Below are 21,059 nucleotides of genomic sequence, written 5' to 3' on the forward strand. Positions count from 1 at the left end.
AGGGGGAAAACGTAGTTGCTTATACGCCCTGGTAGCAAGGCTGAAATACAGAATTGGCAACAAGGTTGGTGGGGGAGTAGTCTATAAAAACGGTATTGATACCGGGGATATATTGAGGAGACACACGTTTCACAGAAGTTGTTGAGTCATCGCTGTCTGCCGCCACAAGCCGGCACCGGCGGACCCAAACGACCGGGAACGTGAAGCAATATTTGAAGCGCACCGATTGGTGCGCTTTTTTTTCGTGCGCGGGAAACGTCCGCCCACCTGTCCGAAGACGGTGCATAATCGCCAGAGTGCACCATCGTGTGCCTGCAGGTTGTATATTTGCCACACTTGAATAATGATCAGCAGATGAAAAAACAACAGGACAGTGAACTGTTCAGTGCCATTGTGGCCGCGCCGTTCGGTGCCATGGGGGTGTGCGCGCGGGATGGCCAGTTGCGTGAACTGGTCTACCTGCCGCCGCACTTCGCCGAAAAGGCGGCGCAGGATGCCGTCTCCGAGCGCGCGTGCGTGCAACTGGCGCGCTATTTCCGCGACCCCGATGCGCCGTTCGACTTGCCGCTGGCCGAACTGGGCAGCGCCTACCAGCAACGCGTATGGGCGGCGATTGCCGGCATCCCGCGCGGCCGGGTGCGCACGTATGGCGACGTGGCGCGCCTGATCGGCTCGGCGCCGCGCGCCGTGGGCCAGGCCTGCGGCGCCAACTGGTATCCCGTGCTCATTCCGTGTCACCGCGTCACGGCCGCTGGCGGCCTGGGCGGCTTTGCCCACCATGACGATGCCAGCGGTTTTCACCTGGGCGTGAAGCGCTGGCTGCTGGCGCATGAAGGCGTGGCGGCTTACCTATGATGAACAGCCTGCTGGCGCCCGATAACGCCACCCTGATCGATGAATTCTGCGACAGCCTGTGGCTGGAAGACGGCCTGTCGAAAAACTCGCTCGATGCCTACCGGCGCGACATGCGTCTGTTCGCGCGCTGGCTGGAAGTGGCGCGGCCAGGGCGTGAGGGCCTGTACGAAGTGTCCACGGCCGACATCGAAGCGTATTTCGCCGCCCGCCACGACGAGAGCAAGGCGACGTCGTCGAACCGGCGCCTGTCCGTGCTCAAGCGCTTTTACCAGCTGGCCTTGCGGCACAGGCATATCGCCGCTGACCCGTGCCTGAAGATGGTCTCGGCCAGGCAGCCAGCGCGCTTCGTGCACACGCTGAGCGAAGCGCAGGTGGAAGCGCTGCTGGCGGCGCCCGACTTGAGCACGCCGCTGGGCCTGCGCGAGCGCACCATGCTGGAACTCATGTATGCGAGCGGCTTGCGCGTGTCGGAACTGGTGGACTTGAAATCCGTCGAACTGAGCCTGAACGATGGCGTGCTGCGCATCACGGGCAAGGGCAGCAAGACGCGGCTGGTGCCGTTCGGTGAGCAGGCGCGGCTGTGGATCGAGCGCTACCTGAAGGAAGCGCGCGGCATCATCCTCGACGGGCAGATGGACGATGCGCTGTTCGTCACGCGGCGCGGGGGCGCCATGACGCGGCAAATGTTCTGGGTCATCATCAAGAAACATGCGCTGAACGCCGGCCTCACGGCGCCGCTGTCGCCGCACACCCTGCGCCACGCGTTCGCCACGCATTTGCTGAACCATGGCGCGGACTTGCGTGTTGTGCAATTGTTACTGGGACACTCCGATATTTCCACCACGCAGATTTACACGCATGTGGCGCGCGAACGGCTGAAACTGCTGCATGCGCAGCATCATCCGCGAGGCTAAACATTTGGTGTTTGGTCCAATTACGTCATAATGTGTCTTATGTGCTTATCTGTAACATCTAAAAACTAAAGAGGTAGTAAATGGCCAAGACAAATTTCCAATACGAAAAACGGCAAAAAGAGCTGGAAAAGAAGAAGAAAGCCGAGGAAAAAGCCAGGCGCAAGCTGGAAGCGAAAAACAATCCCAAGGCTGCCGATGGCAGCGAGGGCGATGAGCCGGAAGCGGACGACGCCGACGCCGACGTTGACGCTGATCCGGCCGCCGAAGGCGACGCTCCTGCCCAGCCGCAGTAATTGCCCGTTCCTGACGACCGGTGCGGCACCGCCGCGCCGGCATCTCTTCGTTCTACCTTTCCCCCTCCCGCTATAAGCGCGCCTGCAATCTGCCCTGGCAGGTAGCGTCGCCACTGCCCGCAGCTCCGGCGTGACACCGTTTCTGGTCGACAACATATCGTCTCGCTCGCGCTGCTGCCAGTTGGAAGGCAGGATGAGGCGCATGGACAACAGTTATCCAATTTATAATCAATCGGACATGTTGTAATGTTACCATCCGTGTACTATATTTTAATAAGATGCACGGCTAATGAATAATCGCACCCAGCTTAATCCCCGTCATGTCATCGGACTCGATGCGCTGCGCTTCATTGCCGCCATGCTGGTGGTGGCCTACCACTACGGTTTCTGGTTCTGGGTCAATCCGTCGCCCGTTTCCTCGCCCGGCCTGCAGCATCTGATTTCCTTCCCTGAACTGTTTTCCTCTACCCATTTCGGCTGGGTCGGCGTGCAAATATTCTTTGTCATTTCCGGCTTTGTGATCGCGTTTTCCGGCGAGCGGGCAGGCGCGTATGCGTTTCTGGTCAGTCGTGTGGTGCGCCTCGGGCCCGGCGTATGGATATGCGCTAGCGCGACCCTTGTAGCTGTGCTGATCGGCGGCGAATTGAGTGTCTACCACACGCTGCGGGCTTATTTGCATAGCGTATTGTTTATCCCGGTCGCGCCGTGGATCGATTACGCCTATTGGACATTGGGCATCGAAATCGTCTTTTACTCGCTCGTTTTCCTGCTGGTCTTGCGCGGGAAATTTGTCTGGATCAACCGCCTCGCCATTGTTGTCGGCCTGGTCAGCGCCATGTTCTGGCTAATTGCATGGATGGCGAGCGTCGGGGATGCAGGGCCATTCGCCCAGCTGATGCAGCAATTGCGCCGCTCCAGAATCCTGGCATTGTTGCTGGTACATCACGGTATCTTCTTTGCGCTCGGCATTTTTCTGTGGCTGGCGCTGGTCAAGCACCGCAGCCGCGAAAACCAGCTGTGGTGCGTATTCTTTTGCGTCGCCGGCTGCCTGCAGATTGCCCTCACTGCGGCGGCGACGAACCAGACGACGGGCAGTGTCTTTTCAGCCTGGACGCCAGTGCTGTTCTGGCTGGGGGCGGTGGTCTGGGTGGTGCTTTCCGTGCGCAAGAATCATCGCGTGCACGCGCTGTCGCAGTGGTTTTTGCGTTTGTTGAAAACGGCCGGCATGATGACATTTCCCTTGTACCTGCTGCACCAGGTGGCGGGCGCGCAACTGATGAGCAGCCTGGTGCAAGCCGGTGCCGGGCGCTGGGTCGCGCTGGGCGGCGCGCTGCTCTTTTCCCTGTGTGGCGCATGGCTGGTGGCCGTGCATGCCGAGCCGACCCTGCAGCGTCTGACGAAGCAGGTGCTGCTGCGCGTCGGGACGCGTTTCAGTTTTGGCTAGGACGGCGATTTGCACGATGTCATCACACCCCCCGCTCGGCGACAAATTCCGCGTTATTCACCAACGAACTGACGCGAGATGGTGCGAGAGGCACGCGACGGCGTGCGCTGGTGCGAGGCTGTCATACTTACCTCCCGCTACAGGGTGGGCCGCTGGCCGATGGCCAGTTGCAGCTGCGTGCTGGCGATAGCCACGTCGGCGCGCGCCTGCAGATAGCCCTGCCAGGCGTCGTCGGCCGAGTGCTGCGCGGCCAGCCATTCCAGCAGCGAGGCATTACCACTGAAGTAGGACAGGCCGATGCCGTCAACGACCTTTTGCGCATCGAGCAGCACGCCGTCGCGATAGCGCGCCAGCCGCTCCTGCGCCGTGCGCAGATGCAGCTGCGCCGCGCGCACGTCCGTTTCCGCTTTCAACTCGGCCTGGCGCAAGGCCAGCATCGCTTGCGTGACGTCGGCCTCGGCCTGCACCACGTCGCCCTTGTCGCGCCGCGACAGCACGATGGGGATGGCCAGCGAGAGGGACAGCGCGCGCGAACGGGGCGATCCTTCCACCGGTGCGCCATGGGCATCGATGCCGTCGTGGTAGCCGCGGACGGCGGCCAGGCCCAGCGTCACGGTGGGATCGACGGAGCGGTTGGCGCGCACCAGCGCCGCGCCATCGCGCAGATTGTCCAAGGTGGCGCGGGCGATGCGCACATCGCTGCGTTCGCGCAGCGCCTGCGGCACGAGGGTGCCGCTTTCGCCGCCCGCAAAGGCGGTGAAGTCGCAGGCCAGCTGCGCGTCGGGAAACAGCGCATCGAGCTGGCGCCCCAGCGGCGGCGACAGTTCCAGCATGGCGCCCTGCGCCTCGCTGCGTGCCTGCGCCAGTTCGGCCTGGAACTGGTCGCGTTCCACGCGCGACTGCAGCAGCTCGATGCCGCCCACGTCGCCTGCCTTGCGCCGCACCAGGTTCGCCTCGACCACTTTCGACAGGGCCGCCATGGTGTGCTCCTTGCGCGCCAGTACCTCGCGCGTGCGGCACGCTTCCGTGAACGCGGCCGCGACCGTGCCATACAGTTCGCTCCTGAAGCCGGCTACCGTTTCCTCGGCGACGGTGACATTGCTGCGCGCCGCCTTCAAGCGCGCGGCGCGCTTGCCGCCTGTCTCGATGGTCATGCTGATGGCCGGGTTCCAGGTGACGGGACGGTGCTCGACGCTGCGCACGGTCTCTCGCGTGGCGCCCAGGGTCAATTCCGGATCGGGGCGCAGGCCGGCGATGCCGATGCCGGCCCTGGCCGAGCCGATGCTCTCGTTCTGCGCTTTCAGCTCCAGGCTGTGCGTTTCCACGGCGCTCAGGTAGGTCTCGAAGGTCAGGGGCGCGGCGAAGGCGCAGGGGGCGATCAGCCAGGCTGCCAGCATTAGATTAAAACGTGTCATGGGTTTCTCCTTCGGTATCGGTCTGGCGTTTTTGCAGATGCGCTTCGATCAGGTAATACAGGGCCGGCAACAGCAGCAGGGTCAGTGCGGTGGCCGTCACCAGGCCGCCCACCACCACGGTGGCCAGCGGGCGCTGCACGTCGCTGCCCAGGCCGGTGGCCAGCATGGCCGGCGTCAGGCCCAGCGCGGCCACGGTGGCCGTCATCAGCACGGGGCGCATGCGGTCGCGCGCGCCTTCGAGCACGGCATCGCGCAAACTGCGGCCTTCGTCGGCGCGCAGGCGGTTGATCTGCGCCAGCATCAGCACGGCATTCAGCACGGCCACGCCGAACAGGGCGATGAAGCCGACGGCGCTCGACACGTTCAATGTCATGCCGCGCAGGTGCAGCGCGGCCAGGCCACCCAGCATGGCCAGCGGCACGGCCAGCAAGACCAGTGCCGGCTGGCGCAGGTTGCGGAACTGGCCGAACAGCAGCAAAAACATGGCGCCCAGGGTCATCGGCAAGATGATGGCCAGGCGGCTTTGCGCGCGCTGCAGGTTTTCAAACTGGCCGCCCCATTCGACGCCGATGCGCTGGTGCTCGTTGGCCACGGCTTGCGCCACCAGCGGGCGCGCTTCGGCCAGGAAGCCGGCCAGGTCGCGTCCGCGGGCGTTCAGGCGCACGATGATGTGGCGCCGTCCCATCTCGCGCACGATCACGCTTTCGCCCGAGGTGGTGCTGATGTTTGCCACCTGCGCCAGCGGCACCCTGGCGCCGTTGGCGGCCGTCAGCATCAGGCTGGCGATGGCGTCCGGACTGGAACGTACCTCGGCGGGGAAGCGCACGGCGATGTCGTAGCTTTTCTCGCCCACGTAGACCTGGCCGATGGGCGCGCCGCCGATACCGGTGGCAATCAGGTCGGCCACGTCGGCCGCGTTGATGCCGTAGCGGGCCGCCTTGGCCCTGTCCAGTTCCACTTTCAGATTGGGCAGCGGCGGCTCCACGTCCACCGCCACGTCGGAGGCGCCAGGGACAGTCTTCAGGACATTGGCCACCCTGCCGGCGATGGCGCGCACTTCGTCGAGGTCGTCGCCGAAGATCTTCACCGTCAGGTCGCTGTGCGCGCCCGACAATTTATCCTGCACGCCGTCGATCATCGGTTGCATGAAGGCCACCGTGACACCGGGCATGCGGGCGAAGCGCTCGCTCATTTTGGCGATCAGCTGCTGCTTGTTCATGCCCGACTTCCAGCTTTTATAGGGATGCAGGCCCACGCTGGCTTCGATGTGCGACGGCGTCCAGTAGTCGGTGCCGTCGTCGTTGCGCCCCGTTTGCGTGACGATAGTCGACACTTCGGGGAACTCCAGCGCAGCGCGGCGCAGTTCACTGGCCATCTCGGATGCCTTGTCCAGGGTGATCCCGGGCGGCATCTGCACTTGCAGCCACAAGGAACCCTCATCGAGGTACGGTAAAAAGTCGCGCCCGATGCCCCCGCCCAGGATGGCAAGCGCTGCGAGCGATCCTGCGCACACCATCGCCACCCAGCGCTTCTTGCCCACCATGCGCTCGAGGAAGCGGCCATAGGTTGCCGCCAGCTGTTCCAGCACGCGGTTATGGAAGGTGCGGCGCGGCTTGCGCAAGGCCAGCCAGGCCAGGCCCGGAATCAGCACCAGCGCCACCACCAGCGCGCCCACGAGTGCCGCACCGACCGCATACGCCATCGGCGAGAACAGCTTGTATTCGATGCGCTGGAAGGCGAACAGGGGCAGGTAGGCGGCGATGATGACGGCCATGCCGAACATGATGGGACGCGCCACTTGCAGGGTGGCCTCGATCGCGTCCTGCACGGTGAGGGGCCGCTCCTGCTCGCGCTCACGGCGGCGCAGCATGTTTTCCAGCACTACCACGGAGCCGTCGACGAGGATGCCGAAGTCGATCGCGCCCAGCGACAGCAGGTTGGCGGGAATTTTAAAATGATGCATGAAGATGAAGGCGATCAGCAGCGCCAGCGGAATCGTCAGCGCGACGATGGCGGCCGCGCGCGGGCTGCCCAGGAACAGCAGCAGCACCAGGGCGACCAGCAGCATGCCTTCGCCCAAGGTGTAGCCCACCGTGTGCAGGGTGGCGTCGATCAGCGCGCTGCGATCCAGGTAGGCGACCACCTTGACGTCTTTCGGCAGCAGATTGTCATTCAGATCGTCCACGGCCGCATGGATGCCCGCCAGCGCCTCGGACGGGTTGAAATCCTTCAGCAGCAGGGTGATACCTTCGATGGTGTCGGGATTGTTGTCCTTGCCGAGGATGCCGCGCCGCTCCACGTTGCCGTAAGCGAGCTTGCCCAGGTCCTGCACCAGCACGGGTACGCCATCCTTGCTGCTGACGACGACGTTGCCCATGTCGTCCAGCGAATGCAGCAAGCCCACGCCGCGCACCACGTACGATTGCTGGCCGCGGTCGATGACGCTGCCGCCGCCACTGATGTTGTTGGCGTTGATGGCGTCCTTCACCTGCGCCAGCGAGAGGCCGTAGCTGTCCAGTTTTGCGGGATCGAGTTCCAGCATGAATTGCGTCGTCAGGCCGCCGAAATTGCTGACGTCGGCCACGCCGCGTACTTTTTGCAGGCGCGGGATCACGGTCCAGAACTGCAGCTCCGACAGTTCGCGCAGGGAGCGTGTTGTTGATTCCAGCGTGTAGCGGTAGATCTCGCCCGTCGGCGAAGTGTAGGGGTCGAGCCCCGGCTTGGCCTCGTACGGCAGGTTCACGCTGGCCAGGCGCTCCTGCAAGCGCTCGCGCGTGAAGTAGCCATCGCTGCCATCTTCGAACACCACCGTGATCAGCGACAGCGCGAACAGGCTGCGCGTGCGCAGCACATGCATGCCGGGCGTGCCCAGCAGGGCGCGCTCCAGCGGTATCGTGATCTGCTGTTCGATTTCCTCGGCGCCCAGGCCCGGCACCTGCGTGACGATCTGCGAGGTGACGTCGGCGATGTCGGGATAGGCTTCGATGGGCAGCTGCTTCCAGCAATACACGCCGTAGGCGGCAACGAACAGCAGCACGAGCCAGACGATGCCGCGCCGCTGGCAGCAGGTGGCGATGAAACGATCAACCATTGAGCAGCACTCCTTCCTTGACGACGATGCGTTCGCCCGCCTTCAGGCCGGAGACGATTTCCACCTGGTCGCCCCGGCTGGCGCCCACCTGCACCACGCGCGCCTCGAAACGCAGCGGGCCGCGTTCGACCATCACGCGCGTCACCAGGCCGCTTTGCAGCAGCGCCGCCGCAGGCACCATCAGGCCGCGCCGCGTGGCGCCGGCGAAACCGGCGTGGGCGAACATGCCCGGCTTGAAAATGCCGCTGCGGTTGTCGATGGCCACGCGTACCTTGACGGTGCGCGTCTCGCTATCGAGCACGGCGCCCACATAGGCCACCTTGCCTTCGAATGACTTGCCGGGCCAGGCGTCGAGCGTGATGCGGGCCGCCTGTCCGACGGCCACCTGCGCCAGGTCCCTTTCGGCCACGTTGGCCGACAGCCACACGGTGGAGAGATCCGCCACCGTCATGACGGGCGCGTTGATATCGTTCCAGTAGCCGCCCTGGGCGCCTTCCATGGCGATCACGGTGCCGGCGATCGGCGAGCGCAGGACGTAGTCGCGGCGCGAACTGCTGGCGCTGGCGCCGTACTGGGCCAGCTTGTCGGCAGTGGCCTGCGCATCGCTATTGGCCTGCTCGAAGGCCGCCTGGGCTGCCTCGTAATCCTTGCGCGCGGCGATTTCCGCCTCGAACAGGGTTTTTTGGCGCTGCAGTTCCTGGCGCGCCTGCAGCAGGGCGGATTTCGCCTTGCTATCGTCCGCGTGCGCGGCGCTCAGCTCCGCCGAATCCAGGGTGAACAGGGCATCGCCGGCCTTGACGCTGTCGCCCTGGGCGCGCTGCAGGCGCGTGATGCGGCCCGACAGGGGCGGCGTGATTTTCACCAGCTTTTCCGGCATGGCTTCGATGCTGCCCGGCGCCTCCGTCTGCGTGGCGATTTCCTGTTCCTGCACGGGCGCGATCTGCAGGCGCTGGCGCAGCGGCGACATCTTGTCGACGGTGATGCTGCCGTCGTCCAGATGCATCGATTGGGCGGGCGGCGTGGCCGCCGCCGTCGGTTTGGCGCAGCCGGCCAGGGCCGAGCAGGCGAGAGCGAGGGCGCAGCTGGCGCCCAGGGCGTTGCGGGTGGTCGTGTTCATCCCGTGTTTCCTTGTTATTGATGGTGAGGGGGCATGCGTGGATGCCGTGCCCAGGCGGGCGGTCAGAGGGGAGCGCGGGCAGTATCACTACAGCGCCGGGAAAGCATAGCAATGTGCTCCTGAAGAAGCGCCCAAGAACGCCTGAATCATTCTTCAGGTTCGGTGTGCGCACGCTGCGGCGCGGTAAAATGCCAGCATGGAAAACAAGGCGCGACGCGAAGGGCAGGCATGAGAATCCTCCTGGTGGAAGACGACCGCAAGGCGGCGCGCCTGCTGGCGCGCGGCTTGCAGGAAGAGGGCTTCGTCGTCGACGTGGCGCACAGCGCGGAAGAGGGCGAGGACGAAAGCTATGCCGTCGCTTACGACGTGATCGTGCTCGACTGGATGCTGCCGGGCAAGCAGGGCATCGATTTTTGCCGCGATTTGCGCGCGCGCGCCATCCAGACGCCCGTGCTGATGCTGACCGCGCGCGATGCCACGGCCGACCGCGTGGCGGGCCTGAACATGGGCGCCGACGACTATCTGACCAAACCGTTCGAGTTCGAGGAACTGCTGGCGCGCATCCGCGCGCTGCTGCGCCGCTCCGACATCAGCCGCCCGCTGGTGCTGGCGCTGGCCGACCTGACGCTCGATCCCGTCAGCCACCAGGCGACGCGGGCCGGCGCGCCGCTGGTGCTGACACCCAAGGAATATGCGATTCTGTTGATCCTGCTGCGCCAGGCGGGCGAGGTGGTCAGCCGCGCGCGCCTGGCCGAGCAGATCTGGCAGGCGGACCTGATCGGCATCGATAACCTGATCGACGTCCATGTGCGCAATTTGCGCGGCAAGGTCGATGTGCCCGGTCTGCCGCCCTTGATCCACACGGTGCGCGGACGCGGTTTCCGCCTGGCGGACAACGACGGTGGCTAGCTTTCGCAAACGCCTGCTGCGAGTGCACCTGGCCGTCATCCTTGTCATCGTTGCCTGTACGGCGCTGGCCGGCTACTGGGGCCTGTCGCGCGCCGTGCATGGCCAGCTCGATGCGGCCCTGCTGGCGCTGGCCGAGACGGAAATGGCCATGCTGCCGGCCGCGCCGCGCCAGCCCGTGCAGGTGCACGAGGTGGCGCCGGGCCTGGCGCCGCCTTCCCTGACGCGGCTCGACCGCCTGGTGCAGATCATCGATGGCGAAGGCCGCGTGCTGGCGCGCAGCCGCAACCTGGAGGCGGCGCAACTGCCGGCGCCGCCCATCCTGCTGGCGCGCCTGGCCGCTGGCGAGACCGTCTTCGAAACCCTGCCCAAGTTCGGCGAGGAGCCGCTGCGCATGGTGTCCATCCCCGTACCTGCGTCCGGCTTGCACCTGGCGGTGCAGGTGGCCGGTTCGCTCGATGACGTCAACCACGTGCTGGCTGCGGCCACCGTGCTGTTTGGTGCCATGGCGCTGGCCTTGCTGGCCGCCGTCGGGTTGGCTGGCGAAATGCTCACGCGCCGCGTGCTGGGCGCCATCGACGATGTGGTGGACCAGGCGCATTCGATCGGCGAAGCCAGCCTGCACCAGCGCCTGCCCCATCCCGGCACGCCCGATGAAATCGGCCGCCTGGTCGATACCCTGAACGCCATGCTGGAGCGCCTGGAACACGGCTATGATGCGCAGCGGCGCTTCACGGCCGACGCCTCGCATGAATTGCGCTCGCCCCTGTCGCGCCTGCGCACGGAAATCGAAATCACCCTGCGCCGCCCGCGCGAGGCAGCTGAATATGTCGAGGCGCTGGCGTCCTGCCTCGATGAAGTGCAGCGCCTGACGACCCTGGTGGAAGAATTGCTGATGCTCACACGCCTGGACGTGGGGCAGGAGCGCAATGCCGTGGAAACCATCGCACTCAATCCGCTCGTGCAGGCGGCCGCGCAGCGCCTGGAAAAGGCGGCAGCGCAGCGCGGCATCCGCATCGTCTTCGATGCAGGCGTGGTCGTGCACGCGCGGGTGGCGGCCGGCCCGGTGGACCTGGTGCTGGCCAATCTGCTTGATAACGCCGTGAAGTTTTCGCCGCCCGGCAGCAGCATCAGCGTGCATGTGGCGCGCGAGGGCGCGCATGCGCTGGTGGGTGTGAGCGACGCTGGACCGGGCATCGGCGTGGAAGACTTGCCGCATTTGTTCGAACGCTTTTACCGTGGCGCCCGGGCGCGCGCGGGCGAGGCGCCCGGCTTCGGCCTGGGCCTGGCCCTGTCGCAAGCGATCGTGCACGCATACGGCGGCAGTATCGAGGCGCAGAACCGCCCGGAGGGTGGCGCGCTGTTCCTCCTGCGCCTGCCCGCTTCAGATTGAGGGCGCGACGCCTTCCCAGCGCACCTGCCGCACTTGCGGCCAGGCGCCCGCGCGGTTGACGAAGCGCACCAGCACGGCGCGCTGCACGGCCTGGCACAGCACCGTGGCGATCAGCTGCACCACCTGCCGGGCCTCGTCCCAGCTGCGCAGCATCTGCGACGGGACCAGGCCAGCACCCTTGAGTTCGGCCAGCAGCAGGCGCACCACGTGGTCGGCCTGCGCCGCAGGGCAGGTGACGGTCAGGCGGTAGGTGGCCATAGCAGGACCGCGCCTGGCAAACCAATGGAAAAGTTTTTTCATCACACTCCCCGTTCGGCGACAAATTCCGCGTTATTCACCAGCGCCCAGCGCACGGCCGAGACGCTGCCTTCCAGGCTGACCTGGCTGACGATCTGTTCCAGCAATCCCAGGCTGGACAAGGGCGTGAGCAGGTCGGCGCGCACTTCGATGCGCCCGGCCTGCGCCGCGTCTTCGCTGTGCAAGGATTGCAGCATCAGCGCCGGCATGCCGCTGATCAGGCGCAGCATCAGCTTGCGCACCTGCACTTCCTGCTCCGCCTCGCACACGGCCGTCACGCGGTAGATGCTTTCCGTCTCGATGCCCGCCTCGCTGCCGTGCGCATTGATGCGTTGCGCCAGGTGGCGCAGCACCAGGTTGGCGACCAGCACGAAGCCCGTGCCGATGGCCGCTTCCAGCGCAAACCCGAGGCCGCACAGCACGCCGATGGCGGCCGAGCACCACAGGGTGGCGGCCGTGTTCAGGCCGCGCACCGTCATGCCTTCACGCATGATGACGCCGGCGCCCAGAAAGCCGATGCCCGACACCACCTGCGCGGCGATGCGCAGGTGGCCGTCGGGATCGCCTTCGAGCACGGAAACCATCACGAACAGCGAGGCGCCGACGGACACCAGCGCGTTCGTGCGCAGGCCCGCCATGCGCTGGCGCAGCTGGCGTTCGGCGCCGATCATGGCGCCCAGGGTCAATGCTGCGGCAACGCGCAGCGCAAAGTCAAATACCACCATCAGTTTCTCCCGGCTGGGGAGGAACAGGCGAGTGCAAGGCGAAGACAATTCGCCCCGAAAGGGGGCAGCAGACGATAACGGTGGAACGATGAGGAGGGAAGTGGCGGCGAATGGACATCGCCGCTGGTAAAACCGCACCTTGCCATGGGCCAGGCGGGCGGAATGCGCGCGTCTTGCCTAAGGCCGATCGCCGATGGTCAATCGACTACTGTCACTGGAACAAGCACCCACGAGTCACTCCATATCATTGATAACGGGGGACAGTCTAGCCAGTGGGGCCGCTTTGGTCAACTGAAGCTCTCTTCAGGAAGCCGCCGCGTCGTCCCCGCCAATGCGGGGACGGTGAAGGCGACCGGTCTGTCAGTGGGCGTGTGCTTTGCCATCGTCGGTGGATTCAGCATGTTCGCCGCCACCAAAAAAGCGCGCGGCGCGCTTGCCCAGGCTATCTAAATAGGTGTAGGCGACGGGCACCACCACCAAGGTCAATAGCGTCGAGGTGATCACGCCGCCGATGACGGCGCGGCCCATCGGCGCTTGCGATTCGCCGCCGTCGCCCATGCCGATGGCCATCGGCAGCATGCCGAAGACCATCGCCAGGGTCGTCATCAGGATGGGACGCAAGCGCACTTGCCCCGCTTCCATCAACGCTTCGAACTGTCCCAGGCCCTCGCGCTGGCGCTGGTTGGTGAAGTCGACCAGCAAGATCGCATTCTTGGTGACCAGGCCCATCAGCATGATGAAGCCGATCACGGAGAAGATGTTCAGGGTGCTGCCCGTCATGAGGAGGGCCAGCAGCACGCCGATCAGGGAGAGCGGCAGCGACACCATGATGGCGATCGGCTGCAAAAAGCTGCCGAACTGCGACGCCAGCACCAGGTAGATGAAGATCACGGCGATCCCCAGCGCCATCATCGCGCCGCCCATGGTCTCGGCCATCTGCTGCGCATTGCCGGCCACGTCGAAGCGCACGCCCGGTGGCAGGTCGATGGACTTGATGGCTTTCTGCACGTCGGCGTCGACGTCGCCGGCAGGACGGCCCTGCACGCCCGCATAGATGGCGACGCGGCGCTGCAAGGCCTGGCGTTTCAGCACTTGCGGGCTGGACGAGGGCACGAACTCGACTACCTGGCGCAGCGGAATCATGACCGGCTTGCCGTTCGCATCGAGCTTGCTCGACGCCAGCGACAGGTCGGCCAGGTCGGCCACTTTCTGGCGGCCCGATTTCGGCAACTGCACGTTGACGTCATAGTTTTGCCCGTCGCTGGCTAACCAGTGGCTGACCGTGTCGCCCGCAACAAAAGGCCTCAGGGCATTGCCGATCTGCTGCACCGACAATCCCAGGTCGCTGGCCAGCTCGTTGTTGATCTTCACCGTGGTCGACGGGTTGGCGCCTTCCTGGCTGTATTCCATGTCGGCCAGGCCCTTGATGGTGCGCATCTTGTCCATCAGGCGGTGCGCCACCGCATCGAGCTTGCCTTCGTCCGTGCCCAGGATGGCGATGAAGATGGGGCGGTTGCCGACCGACAGGGTGATGCCGGCAATCGGCGCCAGGCGTTCGCGGATCAGCTTTTCCAGTTCCTGCTGCGAGCGGCGCTTGTGCGTCTTGATGTCCGTCAGCTTCAGGTTCACCTCGGCCGCGTTGCGTCCATCGGGCGTGCCGATATTGGCCACCAGGCTGTCGATCTCGGGAAATTCCTTCAGCGCCGTTTCGATCTGGCGCACCTTGCTATCCGTGTATTCGAGGCTGGAGCCGACGGGCGTCTTGAAGCGCAGGTTGACCCAGCCCTGGTCCGTCTCGGGGAACATCTCGCCGCCGATCATCGGCACGAGCATCAGGCTGCCCGCGAACAGGGCGAAGGCGGTGGCCAGCGTGGTCTTGCGCCAGCGCAGGGCCACTTTCAATACCTTGCCGTACCAGACATGCAGGCGGTCGATGCCCGTCTCGATCCAGGCCATGAAGCGGCCCAGCCACGGCACGTACTTGAAACGGTCCTTGACGGGGTCGCGCCAGACGGACGACAGCATGGGGTCGAGCGTGAAGCTGACGAACAGCGAGACGAGAACGGCGACGGCCACGGTGATGCCGAACTGCAGGAAGAAGCGGCCGATGATGCCGTCCATGAAGGCCACCGGCACGAACACGGCGACGATGGCGAACGTGGTGGCCATCACGGCCAGACCAATTTCATTGGTGCCGTCGTTGGCCGCCTGGTAGTGGTTCTTGCCCATGCCCAGGTGGCGCACGATGTTTTCGCGCACCACGATGGCATCGTCGATCAACAGGCCTATGCACAGGGACAGCGCCATCAGGGTCAGGAAGTTCAGCGTGAAGCCGAACGCCTTCATGGCGATGAAGCTGGCCAGCACGGAGATCGGCAGGGTCAGTCCCGTGATGATGGTCGAGCGCCACGAGTGCAGGAACAGGAAGACGATCACCATGGTCAGCACGGCGCCTTCGATGATGGTGCGCTTGACGTTATTGAGCTGGCTTTGCACGCGCTCCGATTCGTCGTCCAGCACGCGCAGTTTGATATCGGGCGGCAGGGTCTTTTGCAGGTCCGCCGCCACTTTCAGGATGCCGGTGCCCACTTCGACCACGTTGGCGTCCTGCACCTTGGTGATTTCCATGGTCACGGCTTGCTGGCCGTTCATGCGCGAAATCGACAATTCTTCCTGCTCGCCGTCGACCACGGTGGCCACCTGGTCCAGGTAGACGGGGCCGATGGCACGGCGCGCGACGATGATCTTGCCGAATTCGCGCGCATCCTTGATCTTGCCTTCCACGCGCACCAGCTGCTCTGCCGCGCCATGGCTGATGGAGCCGGCCGGCAAGTTGGTATTCGTCGCCTGGATGGCGCGGATGACTTCATCGACGCCGATGCCCTGGGCATTGAGTTCGATCGGCTTCATGCTGATGAGGATCTGGCGCGCGCGCAGGCCGCGCAGCTTGACTTGTCCCACGCCGGCCACGCCCTGGAAGCGCTTGCTGATGATCTGCTCCGTCATGGTCGACAGCGAGCGCAGGTCGTGTCCGGTGGAGGTCAGCACGATGGTGGCGATGGGGCGTTCGTTGTCGCCTTCGGCGCGCGCGATGAACGGGTCCTTGGCTTCTTTCGGGAAGCGCGGGCGCACCAGGGCCACCTTGTCGCGCAAGTCCTGCATGGCCTTGTCCATATTCGTCGACAGCTCGAATTCCAGGTACACGCCGGCGCGTCCTTCCCACGAGTTGGCGCGGATGGTCTTGATGCCGCTGACGGTGTTGACGGCGTCTTCGATGGGGCGCGTGATGTCGTTTTCCACGGCTTCCGGCGAGGCGCCCGGGTAGTTCACTTCAATGGCGGCGAACGGAAACTGCACGCTGGGCATGCTCTCCACGCCCAGGCCCCGGTAGGAGAAGATGCCCAGCACCACCAGCGCCACCATGACCATGGTGGCGAAGACGGGGTTTTGTATGCTGACCTTGGTCATCCACATGGCTTAATCCTTCCGTGCCAGCACGGCCGCCGGCGCGGCGGGCGCGGTGGCGGGCGCGGCGAAGGTCACGCTGTGGCCCGGCTTGACGCCATCGAGTTTGGCGACGATGACTTTGGCGCCCGGCACCAGGCCGGATGTCACTTCCGCATAGCCTTCATCTTCGTTGCGCAGTCCCAGTGTGACGGGCTGGGCGACGACCTTGTTGTTTACCAGCGCATACACGACGGGGCCCTGCTTTTCATGGCGCACGGCCGTCAACGGCACCAGGGGCGCCACGGGCGAGCGTTCGGTGACGATGCTGCCCTTGGCGAACATGCCGCCGCGCAGGGCGCCATCGCCATTGTCGACGGCGATGTAGACGAGCATGGCGCGCGAGCCGCTCTCGGTGGTGGGGTTGATGCGCGTGACCTTGCCGGCAAAGTCGCGCGCGCCGAAGCCGTCGACCTTGAAGTGCACGTCCTGCCCCAGCTTGATGCGCGGAATGTCCGCGCTGGGCACGGGCGCTTCCAGGGTCAGTTGCGCCAGGTTGACGATGGTGTAGACGGGCATGTCGGGCGAGACTTTTTCGCCGGCCTGCAGGTGGCGCTTGCTGACGATGCCGGCCATCGGTGCGCGGATCACCGTGTCGGCCAGCGCGATGCGGGCGATATCGACCATGGCGGCGGCGGACTTGACGCTGGCGCGCGCCAGATCGACCGAGTTTTGCGTGGTGTCGTAGGCTGTCTGCGAAATGTATTTTTGCTTGAGCAGGGCCTGGCTGTTCGCCTCATTCTTGGCCGCCATGGACAGGCGCGCCTGCGCTTCGTCGAGCATGGCTTGCTGCTGCGTCAGGCGGGCGCGCAGGTCGGCCGCATCCAGGCGCACGAGGATTTGCCCGTTGGCCACTTGCTGGCCTTCTTGCAAGGTCGTTTCCTGGATCACGCCGGAAACCTTGGCCTTGATGGTGGCCTGGGTCACGGGTGCCAGCGAGCCGGACAGGGGCAAGCTGATTGCCAGCGCGCGCGCATCGATGGCGGCCACGTCGCCCTGCGCCAGTTCATGCACGGGGGATTTTGCCTGCTGCTTCTTCTTGCTCGCTTGCTGTTCGGCCGCCTTGGCCGCCTGTTGCTTCGACTGCATCACCGTCCAGCCGCCGCCGGCCAGGCCCAGCACGACCAGGATCAGCACGGGGGTGCGCCAGCGCCGGCGGCGCGTGGCGGCAAGGGGGGAGGCGGGGGGCAGGGTCTCGTTTTTCATAGGTTTTTTTCAGGAGCGGCGCAGGGCTTCGGCGCCAGGTCTCGGTGCGGACCCGGCCTGTCGCTGGCCGGGAGGGAATTCGGGTAGCGCATCGCCGTGGCGGCCGCAGGCAGCACGCCTGCCGCTGTGGCCGTTCACGGCGATGCGCATGTTGCCACTTTAGGAAGATTCAAGTCCAGCCGCCATCGCCGTGCGACAGATTGCACAAAATCGGGGCTGAAATGCAAAAAACGGCGACCAAAGACCACTGCCAGCATGCATGCCGTGCACGTCACGATGCTTGCGCATGCTCAAGAAGCCGATTCGCCAGCGCGCAAGAATGGTCGGGATGGTTGCGCCACCGGACAGGCCATACGCCGCCGGTTGTCGCGTCGCCACGCCACGGGGGGCCTGATGTCTGATCGGATTGTCGGAGCCGCGCCGTCGCCGGGGCGCCTGCTTGCCGCGGCCGAACCGCAGGCGGGGCCGGCCGCCAAGGCGCTCGATCTGCTGTCCATCATCGTCGCCGCTGTCGAACAGGCGCCTGGCCTGGCCGTGCGTGGCATCGACCGCGACGGCATAGTGCGCTACTGGAGCACCGGCGCGGCGCGCCTGTATGGCGTGGCGGCCGAGTTGGCGCTGGGCCAGCCGTGGGTCAGGGTGGCCGCCTCGCTGCCGGATGCCGCCAGCCTGGCCGAGGAGGGGACAGGCGAACTGGCGGCCGTGTGGGAGAGTGGCAAGGCACGCAGCACACGCCTGTGGAAGCTGGACGCCGACGGGGCCGCGCCGCGCTGCATCTGTTCCACCGTGTTTCCTGTCATTCAGTCCGGACGTGTGCGGCAAGTGGTGTGCATCGATGTCGACATCACGGCCAGCGGCCAGGATGGCGCCGCGCAAGGCGCCTTGCTGCTGATGGGCGACAATTTTCGCCAGCTGTACGACAAGTCCGCCGACGCCATCGTCTTGCTGCGCGACGAGTACATCGCCGAAGCCAATCCGGCCGCCATTGCCCTGTTTCAATGTGAAGACCGGCCACGGCTGCTGGGGCGCCGCCTCAGCGATTTTTCGCCGCTGCGCCAGCCCGATGGCGCCTTGTCATCGTTGCGCGGCACGCAGCTGGCGGCGCAAGCCCACGCCGACGGCAACTGCCGCTACGACTGGCGCTATCAGACGTGCGCGGGCCAGCTGTTCTGGGGCGAAGTGCTGCTCACGTCCGTCACGCTCGACCACACCTATCTGTTTTACGCCGTGATCCGCGATATTTCCTCGCGCAAACTGGCCGAGCGCGACCTGTACCTCTCGATGCAGGTCATCGAGCATGCCAGTGTGGCCATCGTCGTGATGGACCCGCAGCAGCGCGTCGTCAGCATGAATCCCGCGTACAGCGAAATCAGCGGCTACAGCCTGGACGACATGCTGGGCAAGCCTTTCGTCCAGCATGGCGTGGAGCCGGATGCGCCGGCGTTTTTCGAGCACGTGTGGGACGAAGTCGAGGCCAACGGCTATTGGCAAGGCGATATCGCGGGCCAGCGCAAGGCGGGCGGGCGCTACCCGGCCTGGCTGTCGCTGACGGCCATCCGCGACTCGCAAGGGCAATTGAGCAATTACCTGGCCATCCTCAGCGATATCAGCGAGCGCAAGAAAAACGAGGAGCACACGCGCCACCTGGCCGAGCACGATTTCCTGACCGACTTGCCGAACCGGGTGCTGCTGCTGGACCGGCTGTCGCAGGCGCTGGCGGCCGCGCGGCGCAAGCTGAGCATGCTGGCCATCCTGTACCTGGACCTGGACCACTTCAAGCACATCAATGACAGCATGGGCCACCACGTGGGCGATTTGCTGCTCAAGGAAGTGGCGCGGCGCCTGGTGCGCTGCGTGCGCGGCGTCGACACCGTCAGCCGGCATGGCGGCGATGAGTTCGTCATCATCCTGGCCGAGGTGGGCGGCATCGACCAGGTGGCCCATGTCGCGTCCAGCCTGCTGCATGCCGTCACGCAGCCTTATCAGCTGGGCGAATATGAGCTGCAGGTATCGACCTCGATCGGCGTGGCCATCTTTCCCAGCGATGGCGACAGCATCGAGACCCTCGTGCACAACGCCGATATCGCCATGTACCATGCCAAGGAAAGCGGGCGTAACAATTTCCAGTTTTTCAATGCCGAGATGAATGCGCAAATCATCGAGCGGGCCAGCCTGGAGCAGGGCTTGCGCGCCGCGCTGGGCCGCGATGAATTCGTGCTGGAGTTCCAGCCCGCGCTCGATGTCGCCAGCGGGCAGATCGTCGGCGCCGAAGCGCTGTTGCGCTGGCGCCACCCGCAACTGGGCATGTTGCCGCCCGAGCGCTTCATCGCCGTGGCCGAGGAGTGTGGCTTGATGGTGTCGATCGGCAACTGGGTGCTGCAGCAAGCTTGCCGGCGCGCACGCGCCTGGCATGACGCTGGCCAGGCCTGGAGAGTGGCCGTGAACCTGTCGCCGGCGCAATGCCTGCACAATAATTTATTGCTCAGCGTGCAAGAAGCGCTGGCCGCGTCGGGTTTGCCCGCCGCCAGCCTGGAACTGGAAGTGACGGAGTCCTTGCTGATGAAGGGCGGTGCGCGCCTGGCCGGTGTGCTGGCGCAGTTGCGCGCGCTGGGTGCCAGGCTGGCCATCGACGACTTCGGCACCGGCTATTCGCGCCTGGCCAATCTGCGCCATTACCCGGTGGATAAACTCAAGATCGACCCGTCGTTCCTGCCCGCCGTGGCGGACGACGCTGCGGGCGAGTCCGACACGATGGTCGCCGCCACCATCATCGCCATGGCGCGCGAACTGCAATTGACGGTGATTGCCGAAGGCGTGGAAACGGCGCAGCAGCTGGCCTATCTGCGGGGGCAGGGCTGCCAGCAATACCAGGGGCGCTATGCCAGCGCGCAAGTCGCGGGCAGTGTTCTGGCGAAGTTATTGAACTAGGTAACGTTTCCCAGCAGCTTGATGCGCGCCAGCACCTGGCCATGGTCGGAGGCGTGCGGCAGGCCCAGCAGCAAATGGTCGTTGAGATAAGTCACTTCCTGCAGCACGCCGATGGCGCGCGGCGAGGCGGCATGAAAATGCTCGGATACGAGGATGTGGTCGATCGTCATGTAGGCGCTGTCGTGGATATTCGTGTAGCCCGCGTGGCGCGCCGCATCCTGGCGCAGGGCGATGGCATTGGCATCGTACAGGCGTTCTCGCATTTCCATGCCGGGTTCGCACGGTGCGCCCGCGCCCATGACGATGGCCGTGGTGACGGCATTGGCGATGTCGTTGAAGTCACCGAGCACGATGCGCGGACGGCTGCTGTGGCCCAGTTCACTTGCCAGCACGCGCAGGGCCACCGCTTCCGCGCCGCGCCGCTGCAGCGAGCGCAGGTTGGCCAGCGCGTAGCTGGCCGCATCGTAGCCGTCGCCATGGCGGTAATCGGGCCGGCGTGATTTCAAGTGCACCACGACGACGTCGGTGAGTTGTCCGCCCGGCAAGATGACCTGCACGTGCAGCGGCGCGCGGGCGAAGCGGCAGGTGTTGTCGTCGGCCGACACGCTCACGCCGGCCGGAAAATTTGTCCAGGCAACGCCGGCGCCGGCCAGCGGCAGGCGCGACACCAGCGCCACGGTGGGCAGCATGCGTCCGGCGGCGTCCATCGCATCGTGGCCGGCCAGGGCGGCTGTGCGGTAATGGCGCGTGCGCGACAGCACGTCGCGCAAGGCCGCTTGCGAGAAAATTTCCTGGAAACCGATCACGTCGGCGTCGAGCAAGTCGATTTGCCGCGCCGTCCATTCCGCCTTGGCTTCGTATTGCGCCGGGCTCAATGGGTCCAGGTTGTCATACAATTTCGCCCCGGCGGGGGCAAGGTTGCAGACATTGAATGTGGCAAAGCGGATTTCTTGCTGCATAATTAGCACTCC

At 65.2% G+C, this 21,059-nt stretch carries 15 protein-coding genes; 7 read left to right on the forward strand and 8 right to left on the reverse strand.

Features of this window, described 5'->3' with window-relative positions:
- The first annotated feature begins 354 nt into the window (after window positions 1-354).
- The 4 genes from CLU93_RS15935 (at window position 355) to CLU93_RS15950 (ending at window position 3,506) form a co-directional block, all read left to right on the forward strand.
- A complete protein-coding gene (locus tag CLU93_RS15935) occupies window positions 355-855 on the forward strand; it encodes a methylated-DNA--[protein]-cysteine S-methyltransferase (protein WP_099762242.1) in 501 nt (166 codons plus the stop codon).
- A complete protein-coding gene (xerD, locus tag CLU93_RS15940) occupies window positions 852-1,769 on the forward strand; it encodes a site-specific tyrosine recombinase XerD (RefSeq protein ID WP_373629852.1) in 918 nt (305 codons plus the stop codon). The genes CLU93_RS15935 and xerD overlap by 4 nt, the downstream gene beginning before the upstream one ends.
- A gap of 80 nt (window positions 1,770-1,849) precedes the next feature.
- Window positions 1,850-2,062, forward strand: a complete 213-nt coding sequence (locus CLU93_RS15945; protein WP_099762243.1) for a hypothetical protein — start codon at window positions 1,850-1,852, stop codon at window positions 2,060-2,062.
- A gap of 289 nt (window positions 2,063-2,351) precedes the next feature.
- Entirely contained in the window at window positions 2,352-3,506 is a 1,155-nt protein-coding gene (locus tag CLU93_RS15950; protein ID WP_099762244.1) for an acyltransferase family protein, read from the forward strand.
- Window positions 3,507-3,643: 137 nt separating this feature from the next.
- Here CLU93_RS15950 and CLU93_RS15955 read toward each other — a convergent pair whose 3' ends face one another.
- From CLU93_RS15955 to CLU93_RS15965, 3 genes are read right to left on the reverse strand one after another with little or no spacing between them, the layout of a single operon-like run.
- A complete protein-coding gene (locus CLU93_RS15955; RefSeq protein ID WP_099762245.1) occupies window positions 3,644-4,921 on the reverse strand; it encodes a TolC family protein in 1,278 nt (425 codons plus the stop codon).
- Window positions 4,908-8,012 (reverse strand): efflux RND transporter permease subunit, encoded by a 3,105-nt coding sequence (locus CLU93_RS15960; RefSeq protein WP_099762246.1) that lies wholly within the window; start codon window positions 8,010-8,012, stop codon window positions 4,908-4,910. Before CLU93_RS15960 ends, CLU93_RS15955 begins: the two co-directional genes overlap by 14 nt.
- On the reverse strand, window positions 8,005-9,129 hold the full coding sequence (locus tag CLU93_RS15965) for an efflux RND transporter periplasmic adaptor subunit (protein WP_099762247.1): 1,125 nt from the start codon (window positions 9,127-9,129) through the stop codon (window positions 8,005-8,007). Before CLU93_RS15965 ends, CLU93_RS15960 begins: the two co-directional genes overlap by 8 nt.
- 228 nt (window positions 9,130-9,357) lie before the next feature.
- On the opposite strand from CLU93_RS15965, the gene CLU93_RS15970 reads away from it, so the two are divergent.
- Window positions 9,358-10,038, forward strand: coding sequence for a response regulator transcription factor (locus CLU93_RS15970; protein WP_099762248.1), 681 nt, complete (start codon window positions 9,358-9,360; stop codon window positions 10,036-10,038).
- Window positions 10,031-11,428 carry a HAMP domain-containing sensor histidine kinase gene (locus CLU93_RS15975; RefSeq protein WP_099762249.1) on the forward strand — a complete coding sequence of 466 codons (1,398 nt, stop codon included), beginning with the start codon at window positions 10,031-10,033 and terminating at the stop codon, window positions 11,426-11,428. The genes CLU93_RS15970 and CLU93_RS15975 overlap by 8 nt, the downstream gene beginning before the upstream one ends.
- Here the strand turns inward: CLU93_RS15975 and CLU93_RS15980 are convergent.
- The 4 genes from CLU93_RS15980 to CLU93_RS15995 form a co-directional block, all read right to left on the reverse strand.
- Window positions 11,420-11,728 carry a hypothetical protein gene (locus CLU93_RS15980; protein WP_143451752.1) on the reverse strand — a complete coding sequence of 103 codons (309 nt, stop codon included), beginning with the start codon at window positions 11,726-11,728 and terminating at the stop codon, window positions 11,420-11,422. The genes CLU93_RS15975 and CLU93_RS15980 overlap by 9 nt on opposite strands.
- Window positions 11,728-12,447, reverse strand: a complete 720-nt coding sequence (locus CLU93_RS15985; protein ID WP_207781108.1) for an MgtC/SapB family protein — start codon at window positions 12,445-12,447, stop codon at window positions 11,728-11,730. Before CLU93_RS15985 ends, CLU93_RS15980 begins: the two co-directional genes overlap by 1 nt.
- Window positions 12,448-12,810: 363 nt before the next feature.
- Complete coding sequence (locus tag CLU93_RS15990) at window positions 12,811-15,924, reverse strand: efflux RND transporter permease subunit (protein ID WP_099762252.1); 3,114 nt, start codon at window positions 15,922-15,924, stop codon at window positions 12,811-12,813.
- 3 nt (window positions 15,925-15,927) lie between these two features.
- Window positions 15,928-17,160 (reverse strand): efflux RND transporter periplasmic adaptor subunit, encoded by a 1,233-nt coding sequence (locus CLU93_RS15995; RefSeq protein ID WP_099762253.1) that lies wholly within the window; start codon window positions 17,158-17,160, stop codon window positions 15,928-15,930.
- 393 nt (window positions 17,161-17,553) lie between these two features.
- Between CLU93_RS15995 and CLU93_RS16000 the strand changes: the two genes are divergently transcribed.
- A complete protein-coding gene (locus CLU93_RS16000) occupies window positions 17,554-20,088 on the forward strand; it encodes a sensor domain-containing protein (RefSeq protein WP_099764416.1) in 2,535 nt (844 codons plus the stop codon).
- Here the strand turns inward: CLU93_RS16000 and CLU93_RS16005 are convergent.
- Window positions 20,085-21,047 (reverse strand): endonuclease/exonuclease/phosphatase family protein, encoded by a 963-nt coding sequence (locus tag CLU93_RS16005; protein WP_099762254.1) that lies wholly within the window; start codon window positions 21,045-21,047, stop codon window positions 20,085-20,087. The two genes, CLU93_RS16000 and CLU93_RS16005, sit on opposite strands and share 4 nt — an antisense overlap.
- Between the last annotated feature and the right edge of the window lie 12 nt (window positions 21,048-21,059).

Origin of the sequence: Janthinobacterium sp. 35 (assembly GCF_002754575.1) — a bacterium.
Lineage (GTDB): Bacteria > Pseudomonadota > Gammaproteobacteria > Burkholderiales > Burkholderiaceae_D > Janthinobacterium > Janthinobacterium tructae.